Annotated in this window: 11 protein-coding genes; 7 read left to right on the top strand and 4 right to left on the bottom strand. The window is 69.2% G+C overall.

All coding sequences use genetic code 11. From position 1 onward, the window contains the following. The first annotated feature begins 80 nt into the window (after positions 1-80). Together VZL07_RS33470 and VZL07_RS33475 are read left to right on the top strand one after the other, a co-directional pair. Positions 81-1,025, top strand: a complete 945-nt coding sequence (locus tag VZL07_RS33470; RefSeq protein ID WP_426752008.1) for an aromatic alcohol reductase — start codon at positions 81-83, stop codon at positions 1,023-1,025. Between the two features lie 620 nt (positions 1,026-1,645). Beyond that, the gene (locus VZL07_RS33475; RefSeq protein ID WP_426752009.1) at positions 1,646-7,006 is read left to right on the top strand and encodes a myxosortase-dependent M36 family metallopeptidase; all 5,361 of its coding nucleotides are present in this window, start codon (positions 1,646-1,648) and stop codon (positions 7,004-7,006) included. Positions 7,007-7,170: 164 nt separating this feature from the next. Here the strand turns inward: VZL07_RS33475 and VZL07_RS33480 are convergent, their stop codons facing one another. Continuing rightward, positions 7,171-8,229, bottom strand: a complete 1,059-nt coding sequence (locus tag VZL07_RS33480) for a patatin-like phospholipase family protein (protein ID WP_426752010.1) — start codon at positions 8,227-8,229, stop codon at positions 7,171-7,173. Positions 8,230-8,304: 75 nt separating this feature from the next. On the opposite strand from VZL07_RS33480, the gene VZL07_RS33485 reads away from it, so the two are divergent. Next, positions 8,305-10,023, top strand: a complete 1,719-nt coding sequence (locus VZL07_RS33485) for an amidase (protein ID WP_426752011.1) — start codon at positions 8,305-8,307, stop codon at positions 10,021-10,023. 1 nt (position 10,024) lies between these two features. Here VZL07_RS33485 and VZL07_RS33490 read toward each other — a convergent pair whose 3' ends face one another. Both VZL07_RS33490 and VZL07_RS33495 read right to left on the bottom strand, forming a co-directional pair. After that, positions 10,025-10,402, bottom strand: a complete 378-nt coding sequence (locus VZL07_RS33490; RefSeq protein ID WP_426752012.1) for a DUF1330 domain-containing protein — start codon at positions 10,400-10,402, stop codon at positions 10,025-10,027. Positions 10,403-10,428: 26 nt separating this feature from the next. After that, positions 10,429-11,154, bottom strand: coding sequence for a 2OG-Fe(II) oxygenase (locus VZL07_RS33495; protein WP_426752013.1), 726 nt, complete (start codon positions 11,152-11,154; stop codon positions 10,429-10,431). Between the two features lie 106 nt (positions 11,155-11,260). Here VZL07_RS33495 and VZL07_RS33500 point away from each other — a divergent pair, with 106 nt between their 5' ends. Next, entirely contained in the window at positions 11,261-12,298 is a 1,038-nt protein-coding gene (locus VZL07_RS33500; protein ID WP_426752014.1) for a methyltransferase, read from the top strand. A 29-nt stretch (positions 12,299-12,327) separates the two neighbouring features. Here VZL07_RS33500 and VZL07_RS33505 read toward each other — a convergent pair whose 3' ends face one another. Continuing rightward, positions 12,328-13,461, bottom strand: a complete 1,134-nt coding sequence (locus tag VZL07_RS33505; RefSeq protein WP_426752015.1) for a DNA topoisomerase IB — start codon at positions 13,459-13,461, stop codon at positions 12,328-12,330. A gap of 178 nt (positions 13,462-13,639) precedes the next feature. Here VZL07_RS33505 and VZL07_RS33510 point away from each other — a divergent pair, with 178 nt between their 5' ends. The 3 genes from VZL07_RS33510 to VZL07_RS33520 all read left to right on the top strand — a co-directional run bounded on the left by VZL07_RS33510 (position 13,640) and on the right by VZL07_RS33520 (position 22,445). Continuing rightward, positions 13,640-14,464 carry a hypothetical protein gene (locus VZL07_RS33510; protein ID WP_426752016.1) on the top strand — a complete coding sequence of 275 codons (825 nt, stop codon included), beginning with the start codon at positions 13,640-13,642 and terminating at the stop codon, positions 14,462-14,464. A 115-nt stretch (positions 14,465-14,579) separates the two neighbouring features. Then, positions 14,580-16,742, top strand: a complete 2,163-nt coding sequence (locus tag VZL07_RS33515; RefSeq protein ID WP_426752017.1) for a hypothetical protein — start codon at positions 14,580-14,582, stop codon at positions 16,740-16,742. A 141-nt stretch (positions 16,743-16,883) separates the two neighbouring features. Further along, the gene (locus VZL07_RS33520; RefSeq protein ID WP_426752018.1) at positions 16,884-22,445 is read left to right on the top strand and encodes a DNA repair ATPase; all 5,562 of its coding nucleotides are present in this window, start codon (positions 16,884-16,886) and stop codon (positions 22,443-22,445) included. The last annotated feature ends 10 nt before the right edge of the window (positions 22,446-22,455 follow it).

The raw sequence follows: 22,455 nt of genomic DNA on the forward strand, positions 1-22,455 counted from the left end.
ACGGTCCATCTTCCTCCTAGGGGATTGCCCCATCGGTGTGGCGAGCGGCAGCTGCCGCCGACAACGACGAGGAGGAGGCCATGGACACCGACATCACGCATGTCCTGCTGGTGGGAGGGACGGGGCGCTTTGGGGGCAAGCTGGCGTCGGCGTTGCTCGCGCGACCGGGCGTTCATCTCCACGTGTTGGTGCGGCCAGGGACGCGCAGCGCGGGCCTGGCGGCCCTGGCCGCACATGGGGTGACGCTGGTGCGCGGCTCACTGGACGACCTGCGCTCGTTGGACTCCGCGCTGGAGGGGGTGGACGCGGTCGTCTCCGCCGTCAGGGGGCCAGCCGAGGTCCGCGTGGAGGGGCAACTTCGCCTGCTGGACTCGGCGCGGCGGCATGGCGTCATCCGCTTCATTCCATCGGACTTCTCGCTCGACTACGCGGACCCCGAAGCGGGCGCGGGCTTCATGGCGGCGCACCGGCACGTGGCCGACGCGGTGGTGCGCAGTGGCGTGCCGCACAGCTTCGTCCTGTGTGGGGCCTTCATGGAGACCGCCCTGTCACCGCAGGCGCAGGTGTTCGACTTCGAGCGAGGTGTCGTCACCTACTGGGGCACGGGCGATGAGCCCTTCGACGTGACGGCCATGGCGGACGCGGCGCGGTGGGTGGCCGAGGTGGTGGTGGATCCGCACGCCGCGGGGAGGCGACTGGAGTTCGTGGGGGACGTGGTAACGGTGAACGAGGTGGCCGCGGTCTACGAGGCGCTCTCGGGCCTGCCCTTGCGGCGCGTGTGCCGCGGCACGGTGGAGGATCTGCGCCGGCAGCTTTCGCGCGCGCGACCCGCGGGAACGCCAGTCCACACGTCCTCCGCGCAGTTGAGTCTGCTCGCGCAGCTCGCGGGGAAGGGGAGGTTGCATGACCCTTCCAACGCCGACTACCCGCGCCTGCGCCCTCGCTCGGTGCGCGCCTTTCTCCAGTCGTACTTGATGTCGCCGGCGCCTGCGCAAAGCGAGGCGCCCCTCATGACGCAGCCGTGAGTGTCCACGGCCGGACGCGCGTGGGCTTGAGCTCAGCGGGTCTCGATGGCGGTGCGGCGCGGGCTGGGGTCACACACGAGGAGTGCGCATTCGCTCGCGGGCGCGCACTGCCCATCACAGCAGCGCAGGTGTCCCCAGGGGCAGGCTTGATCCGTCGCAGCGGAGTCCTTCGATTGGACTGGAGGGCGCTCCGAGCGCTCCGGGGGCGTGTCTGTGCTGGTGGTGCGTGACGAGGACCCGGGTGCCGCGTCACCTGAGTCGACAGCGGCCTGGGGCGGTGCGGACTGGTGTGCCGTGGTGCTTCGGCACCCGGTCGCGACGACCACCCATCCCGCAAACACCAGTCCCCAGGCCCCAATACTCCGAAATCGCGCGCTCATGGCTCCACCTGTACTGACGCAACCTGCCGTAATTACGGAATTCTGCGTTCCATTGGAAAAAAATCGCGTGTCGCCTTTCAACCTACATCCAATGGGGCACTAATCTCTCCGCCAGGTGACAATCTGTCACTTGGTCGCTTCCTAACCGTGACTGGGAGTTCCGGCGATGGGGCCGGAACAGTTGACCCAGGCTGTAGGGAATCGGCCACCCCCGTCGTCGTAAAAATGGAGTTTCCCCACGTGAGAAGGTTGGTTGCCACTCTGTCCGGGCTCGCCCTGGTATTGTCCGGTACCAGTGCCGTCGCTCGGAGTTTGCCGAATTACGATGCACTCCAGGACGCGAAGCCTACGGGCCGTGCCGCCGCGGGCTTCAAGCCGGTCAACAGCAACCTGAAGGGCGCGCGGATTGCCCACCGGGATGCGCTGACCGACACCCCGACGTTCGTCTGGACGCACCGGACGGCGGAGCAGACGAAGCTCCGCGCCGAGTACGCGAAGATGACGCCCGCCAAGGCGGCGCTGGCGCAGATCTCTGCCCACGCTTCGCTCTACGGCGTTGCCTCCTTCGAGGCCGCGGGCGCGAAGGTCACGAACGTCAGCACCAACAAGCAGGGTGTGACGGTGGTGACGCTGGCCCAGGAGACCGAGGGTATCGAGGTCTTCCGCCAGTCCCTCAAGGTCCTGCTGAACAAGCACAACGAGATCATTGCCATCTCCGGCAGCCTCTCGAAGCAGGGCACGTCGGGGAGCCTCCGGTCGAAGGCGCGCTTCAACCTGCCCGCGACCGAGGCCGTTGCCGCGGCGTACAAGGACCTCACGGGCACCTCGCTGGACCGCAACCTGCTCACCCCGGTGAACAAGGGCAAGAAGGGCGACAAGTACTCGCACTTCACGCTGGCCAGCTACGCGCGTCCGCTCGAGGAGGGGTTCATCATCCCCGCCCGTGCGAAGCAGGTCTACTTCCCGCTGCCCAAGAAGCTGGTCCCCGCGTACTACGTGGAGATCAACACGGGCCGTGCTGACAGCAAGGACTCTGACTACTTCGCGTACGTCATCTCCGCCGTCGACGGTCAGTTGCTGATGCGCAACGACCTGAAGGCACACGCGGAGTTCAGCTACCGCGTGTTCGCGGACACCACGCCCCCGTACACGCCGCACGACGGCCCCGTGGGCAGCGCGGGTACGCCGCACCCGGCGGGCCTCCCGAACGGCTATGTCGCGCCGTACGCCCCGGCGAACCTGATCACGCTCCAGAACGCCCCCTTCAGCCAGAACGACCCCTGGCTGCCGGACGGCGCGACGGAGACCACCGGTAACAACGTCGATGCGTACGCGGACCTCACCGAGCCGGACTACTTCAACACCGGCGACCTCCGTGCGTCCGTCACGGCCCCAGGCGTGTTCGACCGGACCATCGACTTCACCATCCAGCCGGACGCCAACTTGGAGCAGATCGCCGCGGCGACGACGAGCCTGTTCTACCTGAACAACTGGCTCCACGACTGGTACTACGACGCGGGCTTCGACGAGGCCTCCGGCAACGCCCAGATGGACAACTTCGGGCGTGGCGGCGTGGATGGTGACCCCCTCCAGGCGCAGGCGCAGGACTACAGCGGCACCGACAACGCCAACATGCTCACGCCGGCGGACGGTGCGCCGCCGCGCATGCAGATGTACCTGTTCGGCGGCACGCGCAACTCGCGCCTGACGGCGAACGCTCCCGCAGAGGTCGCGGGTGATTACGAGGGTGGCGTTTCGAACACCTTCGGTCCGCAGACCTTCGACGTCACCGGCAACGTGGTGGCCGCGCAGGACGAGGCCAACACCACCGGCCCGACCGCCACCGACGGCTGCACCGCGCTGACCAACGCGGCCGAGGTCGCCGGCAACATCGCGATCATCGACCGCGGCAGCTGCGACTTCATTGTCAAGATCACCAACGCGCAGAACGCAGGCGCCACCGGCGTCATCATCCATGACAACGTCGCGGGTCCGACGATCGACATGGGTGGTGATTCCAGCACGATCACGATCCCGGCGCTCCGCGTGAACCTGGACGATGGCAACACGCTGCGCGGCGCCATCGGCTCGGGCCTCAACGTCACGCTGTGGCGTGGTGAGAGCCTCTGGCTCGACGGCACCATCGACAACGCCATCGTGGCGCACGAGTGGGGTCACTACATCAGCAACCGCCTCATCGCGAACTCGTCCGGTCTGGTGAACAACCAGGGCCGCGCGATGGGTGAGGGCTGGGGCGACTTCACCGCCCTGCTGATGATGGTTCGCGCCGAGGACATCAACGTCCCGTCGAACGCGAACTGGAGCGGCGCCTACGGCGTGGCGGCGTACGCCACTCGCGCTTCGCCGGACTCCGACTTCTACGGTATCCGCCGTGGCGCGTACTCGACGGATCAGACGAAGAACGCGCTCTCGTTCCGTCACATCATGGACGGCGTGGAGCTGCCCACCGGCGTGCCCTTCCTCGGTAACACGGGCCTGCCGAACTCGCAGGTCCACAACTCCGGTGAGATCTGGGCGACGATGCTGTGGGAGTGCTACGTGTCGCTGCTCCGCGCGCATCCGTTCCAGGAGGCGCAGGACCGGATGAAGAACTACCTGGTCAACGGGTACAAGCTCACGCCGGCGGCCCCCACGTACCTGGAGGCGCGTGACGCCATCATCGCGGCGGCCTACGCCAACGACCCGGCGGACGCCGAGCGCTTCTGGCAGGCCTTCGCCAAGCGCGGCGCGGGCGTCGGTGCCCAGGCTCCGGACCGCTACTCCACGAACCACGCGGGTGTCGTGGAGAGCTTCGTGGTGGGTTCGGCCATCCAGATCGTGTCGGCCCAGTTCTTCGACGACGTCGAGGGCGGCACGTGCGACAACGACGGCATCCTCGACAACGGTGAGACGGGTCGCATCGAGGTCACGGTGCGCAACGTCGGCGCCACGGCTGCGACCGCGGCCAGCGTCACGCTGACCTCGGCCTTCGCGGGTGTTGAGTTCGGCAACGGTGGTGAGGCGGACTTCCCGGCCATCCCCGTGTTCAGCGAGGCCACGGTCTCCATCCCGGTCACGCTCAACGGCGCGACCAACCAGCAGGAAGTGGCCATCGACATCGCCGCCCGGGATGACGGTCAGGCGGTTCCGGGTGACCTCACCGACAGCCTCGTCCTCACCACGCACTACGACGAGCGGCAGAACTCCAGCCACATCGAGGACGTGCAGGCGACCCCGGAGAACCTCCCGTGGACGACCGAGTACGACGAGAACCTGACCCCGGCCGTGTTTGGCGTGGTCACGTTCGAGGACGGCAACCGCACGTTCTACGCCGAGAACACCCCTTCCTACTCCGACGTCCGCCTCATCACCCCGGAGCTTCACGTCAGTGAGACCGAGCCCTTCGTGCTCAACTTCACGCACGCCTGGGACTTCGAGGACTACTACGACGGCGCCACGGTCGAGATCACCGAGGACGGTGGCCAGACCTGGGTGGATATCGGCGAGCCCATCCACAACATGGTGCTGGAGAACTACGCGGGTAACCTGAACCCGCTGGCCGGCAAGCCCGCACTGTCGGGGTGGAACACGGAGTTCCCGGGCATGCTCCCCGCGACCATCGACCTGGGCACGGCCTACGCCGGCAAGACGGTGCAGATTCGCTTCCGCGTCGGTACGGACGAGAGCGCCGGCTACACGGGCTGGCTGATCGACAACCTCGAGTTCAACGGCATCACGAACACGCCGTTCATCACCATCGGGGCTGAGGATGGCGTGTGCGGCGGCGCGAATCAGGCGCCCACCGCCAACGCCGGCACGGACGTCTCTGCCACGAGCGGCAACCCGGTGAGCCTCTCCGGCTCGGCCACCGATCCGGATGGCGACGCCCTGACCTACGCCTGGGTGCAGACGTCTGGCCCCTCCGTCACCCTGACGGGCGCGGACACCCTGACGCCGTCCTTCACGGCGCCGAACGTCACCGCGAGCACCGCCCTGGTGTTCGAGCTGACGGTGTCTGACGGCACGGCCACGGCCACCGACTCGGTGACCGTGACGGTGACGCCGGGTACGCCGAGCAACCACCCGCCCACCGTGAACGCGGGCCTCGACGGCACGGTCGAGGAGCGCGCTGAGTACACGCTGAGCGGCTCTGCCAGCGATGAGGACGGCGACGCCCTCACGTACCTGTGGACGCAGGTTTCCGGTACGCCTGTGGCGGTGAAGAACTACACCACGCCGACGGCGACGTTCATCGCGCCCGAGGTCACCCTGGGTGAGGAGCTGGTCTTCCGTCTGACGGTTAGCGACGGGGTGGCCAGCGCGAACGACACGGTCACCGTGACGGTCACCAACGTGAACCGCGCGCCGATCGTCTCCGACACCTCCGTGGGCTTCGCCGCGGGTACCGTCACCGTGACGGCGGCCGCGGTCGACCCGGACGGTGATGCCATTAACTACAGCTGGGCGCAGACGGCTGGCGCTCCGGTGGGCATCAACGGCGCCGACACGTCCGCCATCACCTTCAGCACGCCTGCGGCGGGCTCGTACGAGTTCACCGTGACGGCGTCTGACGGCACGGACTCCGCCTCCAAGGCGGTCGCGGTGACCATCATCGGCGGCGGTGGCACGGATCCGGAGAACACGCCTCCGACCGTGAACGCGGGCGCGGATGCGACGGCGAACGCCGGCGACATCGTCACGCTCAGCGGCTCGGCGAGCGACGCCGAGGGTGACACGCTCACCTACACGTGGACGCAGATTGGCGGCACCCCTGTGGCGCTGGCGGATGCCTCCGCGCTGTCCACCACGTTCACCGCGCCGGGCACGGCGAACGGCGACACGCTGGCCTTCCTCCTGACGGTCAACGATGGCAACTCGTCCAGCAGCGACATCGTGCGCGTCATCGTGGCGGCGGATCCGGGGACCAGCCCGGGCAATGCCGCCCCGGCCGTGAGCGCGGGTGCTCCTTCCACCGTCGAGGCCGGTGCCACCGTGACCCTCAACGGCACGGCGACCGACGCGGACGGTGATGCGCTCACCTACACGTGGACGCAGATTGGCGGCACCGAGGTGGTGCTGTCCGACAGCTCCTCGCTGACGCCGACCTTCACGGCGCCTTCCAGCGCCGGGACGCTGACCTTCCTCCTGCTGGTCAGCGACGGCAAGGCCACCATCTCCGCCGTGACGACCGTCACGGTCTCCGACGCGAACGTCGCCCCCGAGGCGAGCGCTCGCGCGGTGGTCTCTGGCAACCAGACGTCGGCCACGCTCGACGGCTCGGCTTCCAGCGACGCGAACGGTGATGAGCTGACCTACAGCTGGACGCAGACGGCCGGTCCGACCGCGACCATCAACGGCGCGGACCAGGCGGTTGCGGTTGCCAACCTGCCCGACCTCGAGGGCAAGACCGCGACGTTCACCTTCCGTCTGACGGTGACGGACGCGAACGGCGCGGAGAGCAGCACCACCGTGACGTTCACCGCGAAGAACGACGTTGGCGGTGATGACGGCGGTGGCTGCTCCGCGACGGGCGCGGGCGCTCCGGCCGGCATGCTCGGCCTGGCGCTGCTCGGCCTGCTGCGCCGCCGTCGTCAGAACTGAGACGGACGGTTCCTCCTCCCGCCTGTGGGTGGGAGGAGGAGGCCGCGAGGCCCGGACGAAGTAACGGTCCGGGCGTCGCGGAAGGTTGACTGAGCGAGGTTCCTGACGGCCGGCTCCTGTCTACAGGGGCCGGCCGTTGTTCTTCCGGGGCCTCGACCGCGGCGTCAGAGCGGCCGGACGTGCTCGGCGATGCGCCCGGTGGCGATCAGCTCCAGGAGCTCGTCGCCCATGCGCTCGCTCTCGGAGACCACCTGGTTCCAGGCGCGCATCCGCTCGGCGTCCTTCATTTGTTCGAAGTCGACCCGGTCCGGAATGCGCCCACCGGGAAGTCGCGCCACCAGCTCGGCGGACGGCGCGATGAGCAGCGCCCGGCGGAAGTTCTCCGGGCGCGCCCGCCGCCAGCGCAGCGCCTTGTCGAACCAGCCGGGCACCACGTACGGGTAGAAGTGCGGGTACAGCACCAGGCCCGTCCCCGGTCCGAAGTCCAGGTCCAGGTGATAGTCGAGCACGCCGCCATCGCGGTAGATGCCGTTGGGCGCGCCGGGAATCCGCACGCCGCTCAGGACCAGGGGAATGGCGCCGGAGGCGAGCAGCGCCCGCCGCAGGTTCTCCCGGGTGAGGGGAAGGTGGGTGGAGGGCAGGTCCTTCAGCCCTGCGAAGGGGCTGGTGTCGCCGGCCGTGTGGAAGATGACGCGCTCCATGTGGAGCCCGAGCGTCCGTCGGCTCACCACGTTGCCCAGGGCGCACAGCGCCAGCCCGAGCAGTTGGGCCCGTGGATGTTCCAGACCCACGGCACCCCGGCACAGGGCGGTGACGACGTGGAGCCGGGCCCAGGGATGGCCCAGTACCTCCGCCTCGCCCGTGTCGCCCAGGAGCGCGTCGAGGATGCGCTCACACGTCTCGCTGACCTGCGCGGGCGACGGCTTGAGGGGATAGCGCTGGTCGATATAGGCGGCCTCGAAGCGGCGCAGCGCGAGCACCGGGTCCTTCTGGGCCACGCACGCCAGCCGCCAGCTGCCAATCGAGCTGCCGATGAGGTGCAGGGGGCGCGTCCGGTTCTGGAACAGGCTGCCGAAGAGGGCCCGGTCGAGTCCGGCCAGCACCAGCCACTTCGGACCTCCGGAGGCGCCGGGCACGACGTCCACGTCCTCGCCGCGCAAGCCCCGTTCGCGAATGAGCCGGAGGGCATCCGGCCCGGCCAGGAGGGTGAGGTGAGAGGCCATATGGACCCGCCACGCTAACCAAGCCCCGGCGGGGTTGCGACCCTTCATGCGCCGCTGCTGTAGTGCGCATCCACGATGAAGAAGCCTCCTTCGAAGCCCGCTTCCACGTCAGGCGCCGCCACGGGCCTCAGCCGCCGTGCCCTCCTGGGCGGCACCGCCGCCGCCACGGCGCTCGTCACGCTGGACGTCCAGGGCCGGGCTCCCGCCGAGCCGCCCTCGGTGAAGAAGGCCGCGCCCGCCGTGAAGCCCTTCGAATTGGAGGAGGCCACGGTGGCGCAGCTCCAGGCCGCCATGCAGACGGGCGAGCACACCGCGGAGGGACTCGCGGAGCGCTACCTCGCGCGCATCGCCGCGCTGGACACCCAGGGGCCGCTGCCGCTGCGCTCGGTCATCGAGCTGAATCCGGACGCGCTGGCGACAGCCGCGGCGCTCGACCAGGAGCGCCGCGAGAAGGGACCGCGAGGCCCCCTGCACGGCATCCCCGTGCTCCTCAAGGACAACATCGCGACCGCCGACGCGATGCAGACGACGGCGGGGGCGCTGGCGCTGGTGGGGGCCAGGCCTCCGCGCGACGCGTTCATCGTGGAGCGGCTGCGGGCGGCGGGCGCGGTCATCCTGGGCAAGACGAACCTGAGCGAGTGGGCCAACTTCCGCTCCACGCGCTCCTCCAGCGGCTGGAGCTCGAGGGGAGGGCAGACGCGCAATCCGTATGCGCTGGACCGGACGCCCTCGGGTTCCAGCTCGGGCTCGGGCGCCGCCACCGCCGCCAACTTCTGCGCCGTATCCGTGGGGACGGAGACGGACGGCTCCATCGTGTCGCCGTCGGCGGCCGCGTCCCTCGTGGGGCTCAAGCCGACAGTGGGCTTGGTGAGCCGCTCCGGCATCATCCCCATCTCCCACAGTCAGGACACCGCGGGCCCCATGACGCGCACCGTGGCGGATGCGGCGGCGCTGTTGAGCGTGCTGGCGGGGGTGGACGCGGCGGATGCGGCGACGGCGGCCAGCCGCGGCAAGGCACATGCGGACTACACCCGGTTCCTCGACCCGGATGGGCTGAAGGGCGCGCGCATCGGCGTCCCCCGGGAGCGCTTCTTCGGCTACCACCCGGCGACCGATGCCCGGGTGGAGGAAGCGCTCGAGGTGATGAAGTCCCGAGGCGCCATCCTCGTGGACCCGGCCCCCATTCCCTCGGCGGAGAAGCTGGACGCGCCCGAGCTCGACGTCCTCCTCTACGAGTTCAAGGCCGGGCTGCAGGCCTACCTCGCCACCCTGGGCGAGGGGGCGGCGCCACGCACGCTCGCGGAGCTCATCCGTTACAACGAAGCGCACGCCGCCTCGGCGCTGCCGTACTTCGGCCAGGAGCTCTTCCACATGGCGCAGGCGAAGGGGCCGCTCACCGACAAGGCCTACCTCAAGGCGCTCCAGGCCTGCCGGCGGCTGTCACGCGCACAAGGCCTGGACGCGGTGATGAAGAAGCACCGCCTGGATGCGCTGGTGGCGCCGACCCAGGCGCCGCCGGGGCTCATCGATCTGGTCAACGGCGACCACTGGCTGGGCAGCAGCTCCACGCCCGCGGCCGTCGCAGGGTACGCCTCCATCACCGTGCCCGCCGGCTACGTGCACGGCCTGCCGGTGGGCCTGTCCTTCATCGGGAGGGCGTGGAGCGAGCCCGTGCTGCTGAAGCTGGCCTACGCGTACGAGCAGGCGTCGAAGCACCGCCGCCCGCCCACGTTCGCGGCGACGGCGGACCTTCGCCTGCAGCCCGACTCGCGGGCGCTGCCGTCCACGCCCTGACTCAGGGCTCCGGCGACGTGGCCCAGGGCGTGGTGGCCTGGAGCACCGCCTCCTGCAAGGCCTCGGTGCGCAGGTGCGCGATGCGCTGGTACTCCGGGTCCGCCACCATCTGGAGGAACGCGGCGCGGCTGGGATAGCGCACCAGCAACACCGCGTCCCAGGCCTGGCCCGGCTCGGCCACCAGGGCCGTCGAGCCGTCGCCCGCATACAGGGGCTGGGCGCCCACCTTGTGGATGAAGGGCATCACCGCGCGGGCGTAGGCCTCGTAGGACGCGCGCCCACCTTCCTTGAAGCGGATCAGGTTCAACATGACCACGGGGCCGCCCGGGTCCTCGCGGGTGAAGCGCTCGACGTCGGTGCTGCGGGGATCGACGGCCATGGAGCCTCCTGGGTTCGAGATGAAGCCTATTCCAGCGTCCCGGCCCGTCCTCCTCCCGGGCGTTCGCGCTGGTCATCGAGGTAGGCCGCGAAGCCCGCCTTGGACTGGATGCGAAACGTGGGGATTCGCGCGAGCGCCTCGGGGGCGAAGGCGTACTGCTCGCAGACGAGGCTCGCGCGGCTGGCACCCTGCGGGCCACCGGTGAATGGCTGGACCTCGTGCTGGAGGTCGCCACGGAAGTGCACCAGCAAGCCCTCGCGGGGGCGGACTTCACCCACCGGGGTATCATGGCGCAGCAGGCGCAACGCGCCGCCCTGCGCATTCTCGGGGACCTGGAGGTACAGGACGCTCACGTGCTGCGGCGTTGCGTCCGGCACGCCGCTGGGCTCCTGGAGTGTGGCGTCGATGTGCCGGCCCACGCCACGTCCCGCATCCAGCAACAGCAGGTTGAGGTAGAATGCGTTGGGGACCGGCCGCGGCCTCCGTGCCCCCCAGAGTCGCTCGTGCCAGGGCCAGAGGCCCCGGGCGCTGGCCGGGTCCAGCACGCGAGCCAGGTAGGGCACCAGGAAGGGAAAGCGAGCCTCCAACGTGGCACGGCCCTCGTGCGTGAAGATGAAGGCGAACCCGCGGCTGGCCTGGAACGTCCCCATCAGTGGGCTCCGGGCCACGAAGCGCGAGCCGAGCAGCGCGGCTCGCAGCTCATGGAGCGCGCTGCGGGGCAGTGCGTCTCGGCGGGTGACGAATGCGCGCACGAGGAGACTCGGACTCAAGAATAGGTAAGAAAATCGTATTAGTTTTACAGCCTACCTTACGGGTTGTAGCCTCGCGGTAGCATCACCACACCTTGGAGACGGACACATGAGCCAGCAACCTCGAGCCTCTCACGCGCCTCCGCCCGCGGCCATCCAAATGACGCAAATGGTCTACGGCTTCTGGGTTTCCCGGTGCCTTCAGACCATGGCGGAGCTGGAGATCGCGGACACGATTGGTGACACGCCCAAGACGGTGGAGGAGCTGGCCGAGGCCAGTGGGACGCATGCGCCGTCGCTGCGCCGGCTGTTGCGTCTGCTCAGCGGGCTGGGAATCCTCGTGAAGGACGAGGCCACGCAGCGCTGGGGGCTCACGGAGCTGGGCGAGATGCTGCGCAAGGACAACCCCGGGTCTGTGTATGGCTCGCTGCGCGCACACGGCCACATCCTGTCGTGGCAGGCGTGGGGTGACCTGGCCAACGCGTTGAAGACGGGGCAACCATCCATCGAGAAATTCATGGGGGACTCGTTCTTCAACTACATGAGCAAGAACCCGGGTATCGCCACCATCTTCAATGACAGCATGGCCGCGTACCAGACGATGAACGCGCCGGCCGTGGTGAATGCGTATGACTTCTCCACCACGCGCAGCATCTGCGACGTGGGCGGCGGCACCGGCATGCTCCTGGCGCGCATCCTCCAGGCGAACCCCGGCGCACGCGGCGCCATTTTCGAGATGCCTCACGTGGCGCCCCAGGCCCGCCAGCAGCTGACTGAGCAGGGATTGGCGGGGCGCTGCGAGGTCCTGGAAGGCGACTTCTTCGCGCGCATCCCCGAGGGCTACGACGCCTATATCCTCTCGCAGATCCTCCACGACTGGGACGACGAGCGCAGCCTTCGCATCCTCCAGTGCATCCGCGCCGCGATGCGGCCCGATTCGCGCCTGCTCATCGTGGAGACGGTGCTCCCGGGCGACAACGTCCCCCACTTCGGCAACCTCTATGACATGGCCATGCTCGTCGTGGTGGGCGGCCGCGAGCGCACGGGGACCGAGTACGCGGAGCTGCTGGCGAAGGCCGGCCTGAAGCTGTCCAACATCTTCCCGACGACGATGCCGCCCAGCGTCGTCGAGGCCATGGTGGCCTGAGTCGCCGCATGCCGGGAGACGGGTGCGCATCAGTGGCGGCGCGCCCGTTTCCGTCGCTTCCGGCCGGCGTCGAGCATGTCGAGCAGGGCCTTCTCCGAGCAGTGCAGGCTCCCGCTCTTCGTCTCCGCCAGCTCATCCACGGAGTCGAACCACGTATCCACCACCTGGCCTCGCTCGAACATGGCCAGCACGGACGGATAGATGTACGAGGATCGGGCCACCGCGGGGGTGTTGCCCAGGTGCTCGGCGGCCTCCTTCACCGCGGCCACCATCGTCTTCTTGAGCACGGTGGGTTTCACCGTGCCGTCGTCGCCATCGGACGCTCGGACCCGCTCGCGGGCTCGGGCCAGCGCGCACGCGCAGATGAGCGTGCCGGCCCAGGTGCGGAAGTCCTTGGCGCTGTACTGCTCGCCCATGACCTCCTGGATGTACTCGTTGATGTGGCGGCGCCGCACGTCCACCACGAAGCCGTCATCCAGCACGAACTTGAACACGTCCCGGCCAGGGACCTTCATCAACTGCCGGACGAGCGTCGCCACCCGTCGGTCTCGCAGCTGCCGATGCTGCTGCTTGCCGCTCTTGCCCGGGAAGTCGAAGTAGACAGTGTCACCCGCCACGCGCACGTGCCGGCGCCGCAGGGTGGCGATGCCGAAGCTGCCATTCTCTTCGGCGTATTGCTGGCTGCCCGGACGGATGAAGCACGTCCCCAGGATGCGGAGGACGCCGGCCATCACCTTGTCCCGCCCCAGGCCCGGCTTGCGAAGGTCGGCGTTGATGCGGCGCCGCATGCGAGGCAGCGCCCGGGCGAAGCCGACGACGCGCCGGAACTTCTCCGCGTCCTGCTTGCGGGTATGGCTGGCGTGGTAGCGGTATTGCCACCGCCCCGCGGCGTCCCGGCCCACTGCCTGCAACCTCGCGGTGGGGGAGGGGGCGATGGCCACATCCACCCAGGCGGGGGGAAGGCGCAGTGCGTCGATGCGCTCGCGCTCCGCCTGGGAGATGGGCTTGCCGTTGGCGTGGAGGTAGCGGAAACCCCGCTTCGGCGTGCCCCGTCGCTGGATGCCCTCGCGCTGGAGCCGCTCGAGTTGTGTCTCGCCCCGGGCCCGGCGCCGGGCGACCTGCCGGGCATCGGTACGCGAGGCTGGCACCGCGTGCGTGGTCATGGACCTGGGTCGTGGGAATCCCGCGCACCCCATGTGAGCAGGTCTTCCTGTTGTGCGCAGGGTAGGGCCGCGCGGCAAGACAGGTGCCGTCCGGCTGGCTGCTCAAGAATCAGCCAGAAAAGCGCCCGGCCGCGTTTTCTACGGGAATGGCATTCGCTTAGAGTGCAGGCCGAGCCGTATGAACGCCTTTCTCGACACCATATTGGCCTTCCCGACCGCCATCTTCACCATCGTCCTGGGCGTGGTGATGACGTACTGGCTGTTCGTCATCGTGGGCGCGGTCGGCATCGACCTGTTCGATGGCGACGTCAGCCTCGAGGGCGGCGGCAAGGCGCTGAGCGGCGCCGTCGAGGGAGGCGGCAAGGCGCTGAGCGGGGCGGTGGAAGGCGGCGGCAAGGCGCTGAGCGGCGCCATGGAAAGCGGCGCGAAGGCACTGGGCGCGCATGACTCGGACTTCGACGTCGATGGCGGGGGGCTGCTGGCGGCGATGGGCTTCGCGGGCATCCCCATCACCGTCTCCGTGAGCTTCGTGGTCTTCATCGCCTGGTTGCTGTCGGTGCTGAGCGCGCAGCCGCTGCACGCGGCCCTGGGCGGGCTGCTGCCGTCGTGGCTGCTGAGCTCCGTGCTGGGAGTGGCCTGCTTCGCGGCGGGAACGGTGTCCGCGGGCTTCGTGGTCCGCCCGCTGCGGCCGGTGTTCGTGGCCAAGCGCGCGCCGGGGCGTGAGGCCCTGATGGGCCGCGTGTGCACCATCTCCAGCGGCAGCGTCACGGCCAAGACGGGCCATGCGACCTTCGAGGACGGCGGGGCAGGCGTCATCCTGAACGTGGTCTGCTCGAAGCCCAATGAGCTCAAGCGAGGCCAGCCCGCGCTGATCCTCGCGTACGACGCCGAGCGACACGTCTATGAAGTGGAGCCAGTCGACTGGCTGCTGCCCGAGGAGTTGGTGCAACTCCAGGATCCTGTGCGGGCCGCGGCGCTCGCTCGCATGAAGGCACGAGGCTGACGCATCACCGGCCGCGCAGAGGGGGCGGCCGTCACATTCGACGCCGGAGGGCTTTTGCGGGGGACCTCCGGCGCCTGATACAAGGCCCGCTGTCATCATCAATCAGGAATTGGCCATGGATCCCATTACCGCGGTCGCCGCCGGTGCCGGTGGCATCATCCTTCTCGGAGGCATCCTCCTGACCATTGTCCGGCTCTACCGGCAGGTGGACCAGGGCAAGGTGCTCATCGTCAACACGCTGAAGGCCGAACCGGTCGTCACCTTCACCGGCGCGGTGGTGTTCCCCATCATCAACCGGGCCGAGGTGATGGACATTGCCTTGAAGACGGTCGAGATCGACCGTCGCGGCAAGGAAGGCCTCATCTGCAAGGACAACATCCGCGCGGACATCAAGGTGACGTTCTTCGTGCGCGTGAACAAGACGCGCGAGGACGTCCTGAAGGTGGCGCAGTCCATCGGGTGCGCGCGCGCCTCCGACCAGGAGACGCTGGAGAACCTCTTCGAGGCCAAGTTCTCCGAGGCGCTCAAGACGGTGGGCAAGAGCTTCGACTTCGAGGAGCTCTACACCAAGCGCGAGGAGATCAAGGACGAGGTCGTCCGCGTCATCGGCCGTGACCTCAACGGCTACATGCTCGAGGACTGCGCCATCGACTTCCTGGAGCAGACCCCGGTCGAGATGCTGGACAAGGACAACATCCTCGACGCGCAGGGCATCCGGAAGATCACCGAGCTGACCACCAAGCAGAACGTCTTCACCAACGAGCTGCGCCAGGACGAGCGCATGGCCGTCACCAAGCGCAACGTCGAGGCGGACGAGGCCATCTTCGCCCTCGAGCGTCAGCGCGAGGAGGCCGCCGCGAAGCAAAAGCGCGAGATTGACAGCATCCAGGCGCGCGAGACGGCCGAGGCCGAGCGCGTGAAGCAGGAGGAGTACGCCAAGGCGCAGCTGGCGCGCATCAAGGCCGAGGAGGAGATCCACATCAACGAGCAGAACAAGGCTCGTCAGGTGGAGGTCGCGCAGAAGAACCGCGAGCGCGTGGTGGGCGTGGAGGCCGAGCGCGTGGAGAAGGACCGCGCCCTGGAGGCCATCAACCGCGAGCGCGAGACGGAGCTGCAGCGCATCGCCAAGGAGAAGGCGCTCGAGGCCGAGAAGAAGGCCATCGCCGACGTGGTGCGCGCCCGCATCGCCGTGGAGAAGACGGTGGCGGAGGAGGAAGAGCGCATCAAGGACCTGCGCGTGAAGGCCGAGGCCACGCGCCGCAAGGACGCGCTGCTCATCACCGCCGAGGCGCAGGCGCAGGAGAAGCTGGTCAAGGACATCAAGGCGGCCGAGGCCTCCAACGAGGTGGCCAAGTTCACCGCCAAGGAGAAGCTGACGCTGGCCGAGGCCGAGCTGGAGGCCGCGGACAAGACGGCGAAGGCGAAGGTCCGCCTGGCCGAGGGCATCCAGGCCGAGGCCGCCGCCGAGGGTCTGGCCGAGGTGCGCGTGAAGGAAGCCGACGCGCAGGCCCAGGAGAAGCTGGGCATGGTCAATGTCCGCGTGAAGGAGGCCGAGGCGGGCGCCATCGAGAAGCAGGGCCACGCGGAGGCGAACATCGTCCGCGAGAAGCTGCTGGCGGAGGCCGCGGGTGAGCAGGAGAAGGGCCTGGCCCACGCGCGCGTGCTGGAGGCGGAAGCCACCGCCATCCAGAAGCGCGGCGAGGCGGAGGCCATTGCCACGCGCGAGAAGCAGCTGGCGGAGGCCGCGGCCATCCAGGAGAAGCTCCTGGCCGAGGCCCGGGGCCTGGCGGAGAAGGCCGCGTCCATGAAGCTGATGGACGGCGTGGGCCGCGAGCACGAGGAGTTCCGCCTCAAGCTCAACAAGGAGCGCGACGTGGAGCTGGAGGCCATCCGCGCGAGGAAGGAGATCGCGCACGCGCAGGCCGAGGTGCTGGCCAAGGCGTTCGCCAACGCGAAGTTCAACATCGTCGGCGGCGACGGCCAGTTCTTCGAGCGCTTCGTCAAGGCGGTGTCGTTCGGCTCCGCGGTGGACGGCGCGCTGGACCACGGCGAGGCGCTGAAGAAGGCGCTGGGTGGCTACCTCAACGGCGAGAAGGACCTGCCGGCCGACCTGAAGGAGATCCTCTCCAAGCCGGGCCTGAGCAACGACGCGCAGAACCTGGCGGTGGCCGCGCTGCTGCACAAGATGGCGGCCAGCCCCGTCGCCGCGACCACCGCCGGCATCAAGGCGCTGGTAAACGAGGTGCGGCCCGGCGCGAGCGACACGCAGCAGGGCTGACAGTCCGAAGGGCCACCGCCGTGACAGGGCGGCGGTGGCACGGCCGTAAGACGACCCTCACCCCGGCCTCCCCTCCGGGGTGGCGCCCCTCCGCTCCGGAGGGTGTGGGGGTGGGGGTCTACGCTTTTTCGGTGAACATCCATGGCAACTGACGGTGGCAAGGGCGCGGCGCCCGCGGGCGAGGCGGCGCTGGAAGGCGGCAGCTACGAGGTCATCCGGGCGCGGCTCCTGGCGCAGGCGGACGTCCTCGGGGCGAAGGCGACGGACCTCAACGGGCGGCGCAAGGCGCTCTTCGGCGGGACGGAGCTGACCGTCATCGGCAACGAGCGGGTGCGCACCGAGAACAACTGCGTCCCGTGCGACATCGCCAGCGTCGGCAAGTACCTGCTCTTCGGCTACAACGTCTTCATCGGTCTGAAGCGCGAGACGTCGGTGTCCGACGTGTTCTCGCTGCACAAGTTCGAGAAGACAGCCGACGGCTACGACTTCTCCACCGTGCCGAACACCGAGGCCGGCGGGTTCCTGGCGGACCCCCGCTTCGTGAAGGACTTCGGCGAGCTGTACAAGTATTACAAGGACGCGAAGCTCCTCCAGATTCGCAAGCTGGACTCGCGCCTGCTGGCCATCTTCCAGACGGGCCAGTCGCTGCGCGACATCAAGGTCTTCCGCTTCAGCCTGGACCTGGAGGGCCGCGCCACCTACCTGGACAACCAGGGCGAGCGCGACCACGTCTTCCCGCCGTCGCACGACTTCGAGTGGACGGTGGCCACGCGCGACAACTACGTCACTGGCCAGCACCCGCACGTCAACGTGCTGGACCAGGTGTTCGTGGAGACGGTGAAGGGCGACCTCACCATCAAGGTGGAGGACAACACCTCCTCCGGCATGGGCATCTACAGCGAGCCGGTGGATGACCCGGACCAGTCGCTGGATGATGCGGAGTTCGCCTGGGCGCAGGTGGGAACGCTCATCCTGCTGCGCGTGCTGCCGTTCCGCGAGAAGGCGCACCGCTATCTCGTGTTCAACTCGCGCACCCAGCACGTGGTGCGCATCGACGCCATTGGCCAGGCATGCGTGCGGCTGCCGGAGGACCAGGGCATTGTCTTCCCGGGCGGCTACTATCTCCAGACGGGCGACTTCAAGGTCTTCGACGGCGCCGCGGCTTCGGAGGGGATGGAGTTCAAGCGCGCCATCCGGTCGCCCAACGGCGAGGACGTGCTCTACATCTTCCACCGGCGCACGGACGGCTGCTACGTCCTGTTCCCCTACAACCTGGTGCGCAAGGAGGTGCAGAATCCCCTGGTCGCCCACGGCATGAGCCTCTTCGCCGACGGGCAGCTCGTCATCTTCCGCTCCACGTCGGACGAGCCCACCCGCGTCCACCCGATGCAGGTGTGGCAGACGCCCTTCGTCTCCGCGGAGCACGCGGCAGCCACGCCGCCGGCGCCCGGCTACCTGGGCAAGGTGGGCAACGCGGAGCTGGTGCGCGGCATCTCCGACGCGCTGACGCTCCAGCGCATCGCGAAGTCGGAGAAGCCCACGCGGCGCACCTACGAGGACCTGGTGGCCGCGGCCACCCGCGCGCTGGACGCGTACTACTGGCTGGGGCACGAGGAGACGGGGCTCCAGGAGCCGGTGGAGACCCTGCGGCGCACCGCCGAGCTCATCATCGATGAGTTCGAGAAGGTGGTCGCGATGCAGAAGCGCGCCACCGAGTCGCTGGCGGCGGCGGAGGTGGAGCAGGAGACGCTGCTCCTGCGCGTGCAGCCGGAGAACCTCACGCAGGCGGAAGCCTTCATGCAGGCGCTGGCGGACCTGCGCAAGCAGCGCGGGCACCTGATTACCCTGAAGGACATCCGCTACATGGACCTGGGGCGTGTGGATGCCCTGGAGTCCGCGGTGGTGGAGGCATCCGACAGGGTCAGCACGGCGTGCGTGGACTTCCTCCAGAAGGGCGAGGCGCTGGCGCCGCTCGCGTCGCGCCTGGACGAACTGCTGGCCCAGCTGGAGCCGGTGCAGACCTCCGCGGAGCTGGCGCCGCTGGGCGAGGATGTGGACCGCACCGCCCACGGACTGGAGGTCCTGGGCGAGGTCGTCGGCGGCCTGCAGGTGGGTGACCCGCTGGCGCGGGCCCGCATCCTGGAGGGCATCTCCGAGCTGTTCAGCCGCCTCAACCGGGTGCGCGCCAGCCTCGCGGCCAAGCGCAAGGAGCTGTCCGGCCGGGAGAAGCGGGCGGAGTTCGGCGCGCAGTTCAAGCTGCTGGGGCAGAGCATCGAAAGCTCGCTGTCCCAGGCGGACAGCCCGGAGCGCTGCGACGAGGCGATGTCCCGCCTCACGGTGCAGCTCGAGGAGCTGGAGGGCCGCTTCGGCGAGTTCGACGAGTTCCTGGAGCAGATCACCCAGAAGCGCGAGGAGCTGCTGGAGGCCTTCGGCGCGCGCAAGCAGTCGCTGGTGGACGAGCGGCAGCGGCGCGCGCAGAGCCTCTTCGGGGCCGCGGAGCGCATCCTCCAGGGCGTGCAGCGCCGGGCCAAGTCCTTCAAGACGGACGACGAGCTCAACGGCTACTTCGCCTCCGACGCGATGATCCTCAAGCTGCGTCAGCTGGCGGACCAGCTGATGGAGCTGCAGGACAGCGTCCGCGCGGACGAGGTGATGTCGCGCGTGAAGTCCGCCAAGCAGGACGCGCTGCGGGCCCTGAGGGACCGGCAGGACCTGTTCGCGGACGGCGAGAACCTCATCAAGCTGGGGACGTACCGCTTCAACGTCAACACGCAGCCGCTGGACCTGACGCTGCTGCCGCGTGATGGCGAGCTGTACCTCCAGCTCACCGGCACGGACTACGCGCAGAAGGTGGAGGACGCGGAGCTGCTGAAGTACCGCGACCTCTGGGAGCAGCACCTGGTCTCCGAGTCCACCGGCGTCTACCGCTCCGAGTACCTCGCGGGCTGCCTCCTGGCGGACGCGGAGGATGGAAAGGGCGGCCAGTCGCTGGACGCGCTCCACGAGGCGCTGGTGGGGGGCACGCTGCTGGAGAAGGTGCGCGCCTACGCGGCGGACCGCTTCGACGAGGGCTATGAGCGTGGCGTCCATGACGCGGACGCGGCCTCCATCCTGGAGAAGCTGCTGGGGCTGCACCAGGGCGCGGGTCTGCTGCGCTTCGCCCCGGTGCCCCGCGCCTGGGCGGCGCTGTACTGGGCGTTCGATGCCGACGAGGCGGGCAAGGCGGTGTTCCAGCGGCGGGCGCGGAGCCTGGCCCGGCTGCGCACGACCTTCGCGTCCGGCGGCAGCCTGGCCGAGGTGGGCGAAGCGCTGGGCGACCGCATCGGTGCGTTCCTTACCGCGCATGGCCTGAAGCACTCGCCGGCCGAGCCCCGGCAGGCGGGCCGTTACCTCGTCGAGGAGCTGGGCGCCGAGCACCCGCGCTTCACCACCAGCGGCGAAGCGGTGGCGCTGAAGGACGCGTTCCTCCACGAACTCGACCGCCACGGGACGCGCTCCGCCTTCGAGGACGACCTGCGCGGGTTGGAGAAGGACCTGGGCGCGCGGCTGGAGCTCGCCCGGGTGTGGCTGGACGGCTACCTGGCCCAGCGGGAGGAGGGGCCGGGCGACGCCGCCCACGTGGCGCTGGAGACGGCGGTGCTGCTGCTCACCGGCAGCAAGCTGGACCGCGAGTCCGCGGGCGCGCTCACGGCCACCGAAGTCACTGGGCTGCTGGGCACACATCCCCGCATCCAGGACCGGAAGCTGGCGCTGCGCCTGGACGAGTTCCTGGCGCGCCTGGGCGAGTTCCGGCAGGTGCGCGTGCCGCAGTACCAGGCCTACCGCGCGATGCAGCGCGAGCTGCTGGAGCGTGAGCGCCGCAAGCTGCGGCTGGAAGAGCTGACGCCGAAGGTCCTGAGCTCCTTCGTGCGCAACCGCCTCATCGACGAGGTGTACCTGCCGCTCATCGGCGCGAACCTGGCGAAGCAGCTCGGCGCGGCGGGCGAGGGCAAGCGCACCGACCGCATGGGCATGCTGCTGCTCATGTCGCCGCCGGGCTATGGCAAGACGACGCTGATGGAGTACGTGGCCAGCCGGCTGGGCCTCACCTTCGTGAAGGTGAACGGCCCCGCGCTGGGCCACTCCGTGAAGTCGCTGGACCCGGCCGAGGCGCCCAACGCCACGGCGCGGCAGGAGGTGGAGCGCATCAACCTGTCCTTCGAGATGGGCAACAATGTGATGCTCTACCTCGACGACATCCAGCACACCGACCCGGAGCTGCTCCAGAAGTTCATCTCGCTGTGCGACGGCCAGCGCCGTATCGAGGGCGTGTGGAACGGCCGGACGCGCACGTACGACCTGCGCGGGAAGAAGTTCTGCGTGGTCATGGCCGGCAACCCGTACACGGAGACGGGGGAGCGCTTCCGCATCCCGGACATGCTCGCCAACCGCGCGGACACCTACAACCTGGGTGACATCCTCGACGGCAAGGAGCACCTGTTCGCGCTCAGCTACATCGAGAACGCGCTCACGTCGAACCCGGTGACGGCGCCGCTGGCCACGCGTGAGCCGGCGGACACCCACCGCCTCATCCGCATGGCGCAGGGCGAGGACGTGCAGACGAGCGAGCTGAAGCACGGCTACGCGGCGGCGGAGCTCCAGGAGATCATCGCCGTCTTCCAGCGCATGTTCCGGGCCCAGTCGGTGCTGCTGAAGGTGAACCTGCAGTACATCGCCTCGGCGGCGCAGGACGAGCGCTTCCGGACCGAGCCCGCGTTCAAGTTGCAGGGCAGCTACCGCAACATGAACAAGCTCACGGAGAAGATCGTCGCGGCGATGACCGACGACGAGCTCGAGCGGCTCATTGACGACCACTACCAGGGCGAGTCGCAGACGCTGACGACGGCGGCCGAGCAGAACCTGCTCAAGCTGGCGGAGATGCGTGGCCGGCTCACGCCGGAGAAGGCGAAGCGCTGGGAGGAGATCAAGCAGGGCTTCGCGCGCGTGAAGCGCATGGGCGGCAAGGACGACGACCCGGTGGCGCGCGTCACGGGACAGCTCAGTGGCATCGAGGAGCAGCTCGGCGCGGTGCGGGACGCGGTGGTGCAGGCCGCCACCCACGTCTCGGCCAGCCACAGCCGCGAGGAGCAGCCTGCCGCGGTGGTGGAGGTGCTGCCCCGCCTGGAGTCCCTGCGCGAGGCGGTGCTGGAGGTGGCGAAGGTGGGCCGCGAGTCCGTGCAGGTCGCGAAGTCCACGCCGGCACCCGTGGCCGCCGCCCCCGTGGCCGCGGGGCCGGACCTGACGCCGTACCTCAAGCACCTGGCCCACCTGCTCAAGGCGCTGACGGAGCGGGTGGCGGCGCAGGCGGAGCGCGCGGCGGAGGCGGCGGAATCCGCGCCCACCGTGCGCATGACGGCGCCGGCGCCTTCACCGGACTTCGGCGCGTACATGGAGCAGCTCTCCCGCGCCATCACCGCGCTGGCGGAGCGGCCGGTGAACGTGTCCGCCAACGTGCCCGCGGAGGCCCTGCAGCGGACCGCGCTCACCGGGCCTTCACCGGCGGAGCTCAGCAGGCAGATTGAGCTGGTGGAAGGCGTGCTGCTCCCGCTGGAGCGCGCCTCGCGCCGCGCCATCCAGGGCGAGGGCGAGGGCGTGAAGTCGCTCCAGGTCTGGCAGAACGTCACCGAGGCCCTGGAGCTGCTGCGCTCCATGCTGCGGCGCTGAAGGGCGCCGC

It is taken from the genome of Pseudomyxococcus flavus (genome assembly GCF_050038885.1).
Lineage (GTDB): Bacteria > Myxococcota > Myxococcia > Myxococcales > Myxococcaceae > Myxococcus > Myxococcus flavus.

Coding starts and splice junctions, on each gene's coding strand:
- VZL07_RS33505 (WP_426752015.1), bottom strand. CDS start 13,461: ATGACCACGCACGCGGTGCCAGCCTCGCGTACCGATGCCCGGCAGGTC.
- VZL07_RS33510 (WP_426752016.1), top strand. CDS start 13,640: ATGAACGCCTTTCTCGACACCATATTGGCCTTCCCGACCGCCATCTTC.
- VZL07_RS33470 (WP_426752008.1), top strand. CDS start 81: ATGGACACCGACATCACGCATGTCCTGCTGGTGGGAGGGACGGGGCGC.
- VZL07_RS33485 (WP_426752011.1), top strand. CDS start 8,305: ATGAAGAAGCCTCCTTCGAAGCCCGCTTCCACGTCAGGCGCCGCCACG.
- VZL07_RS33480 (WP_426752010.1), bottom strand. CDS start 8,229: ATGGCCTCTCACCTCACCCTCCTGGCCGGGCCGGATGCCCTCCGGCTC.
- VZL07_RS33490 (WP_426752012.1), bottom strand. CDS start 10,402: ATGGCCGTCGATCCCCGCAGCACCGACGTCGAGCGCTTCACCCGCGAG.
- VZL07_RS33515 (WP_426752017.1), top strand. CDS start 14,580: ATGGATCCCATTACCGCGGTCGCCGCCGGTGCCGGTGGCATCATCCTT.
- VZL07_RS33500 (WP_426752014.1), top strand. CDS start 11,261: ATGAGCCAGCAACCTCGAGCCTCTCACGCGCCTCCGCCCGCGGCCATC.
- VZL07_RS33520 (WP_426752018.1), top strand. CDS start 16,884: ATGGCAACTGACGGTGGCAAGGGCGCGGCGCCCGCGGGCGAGGCGGCG.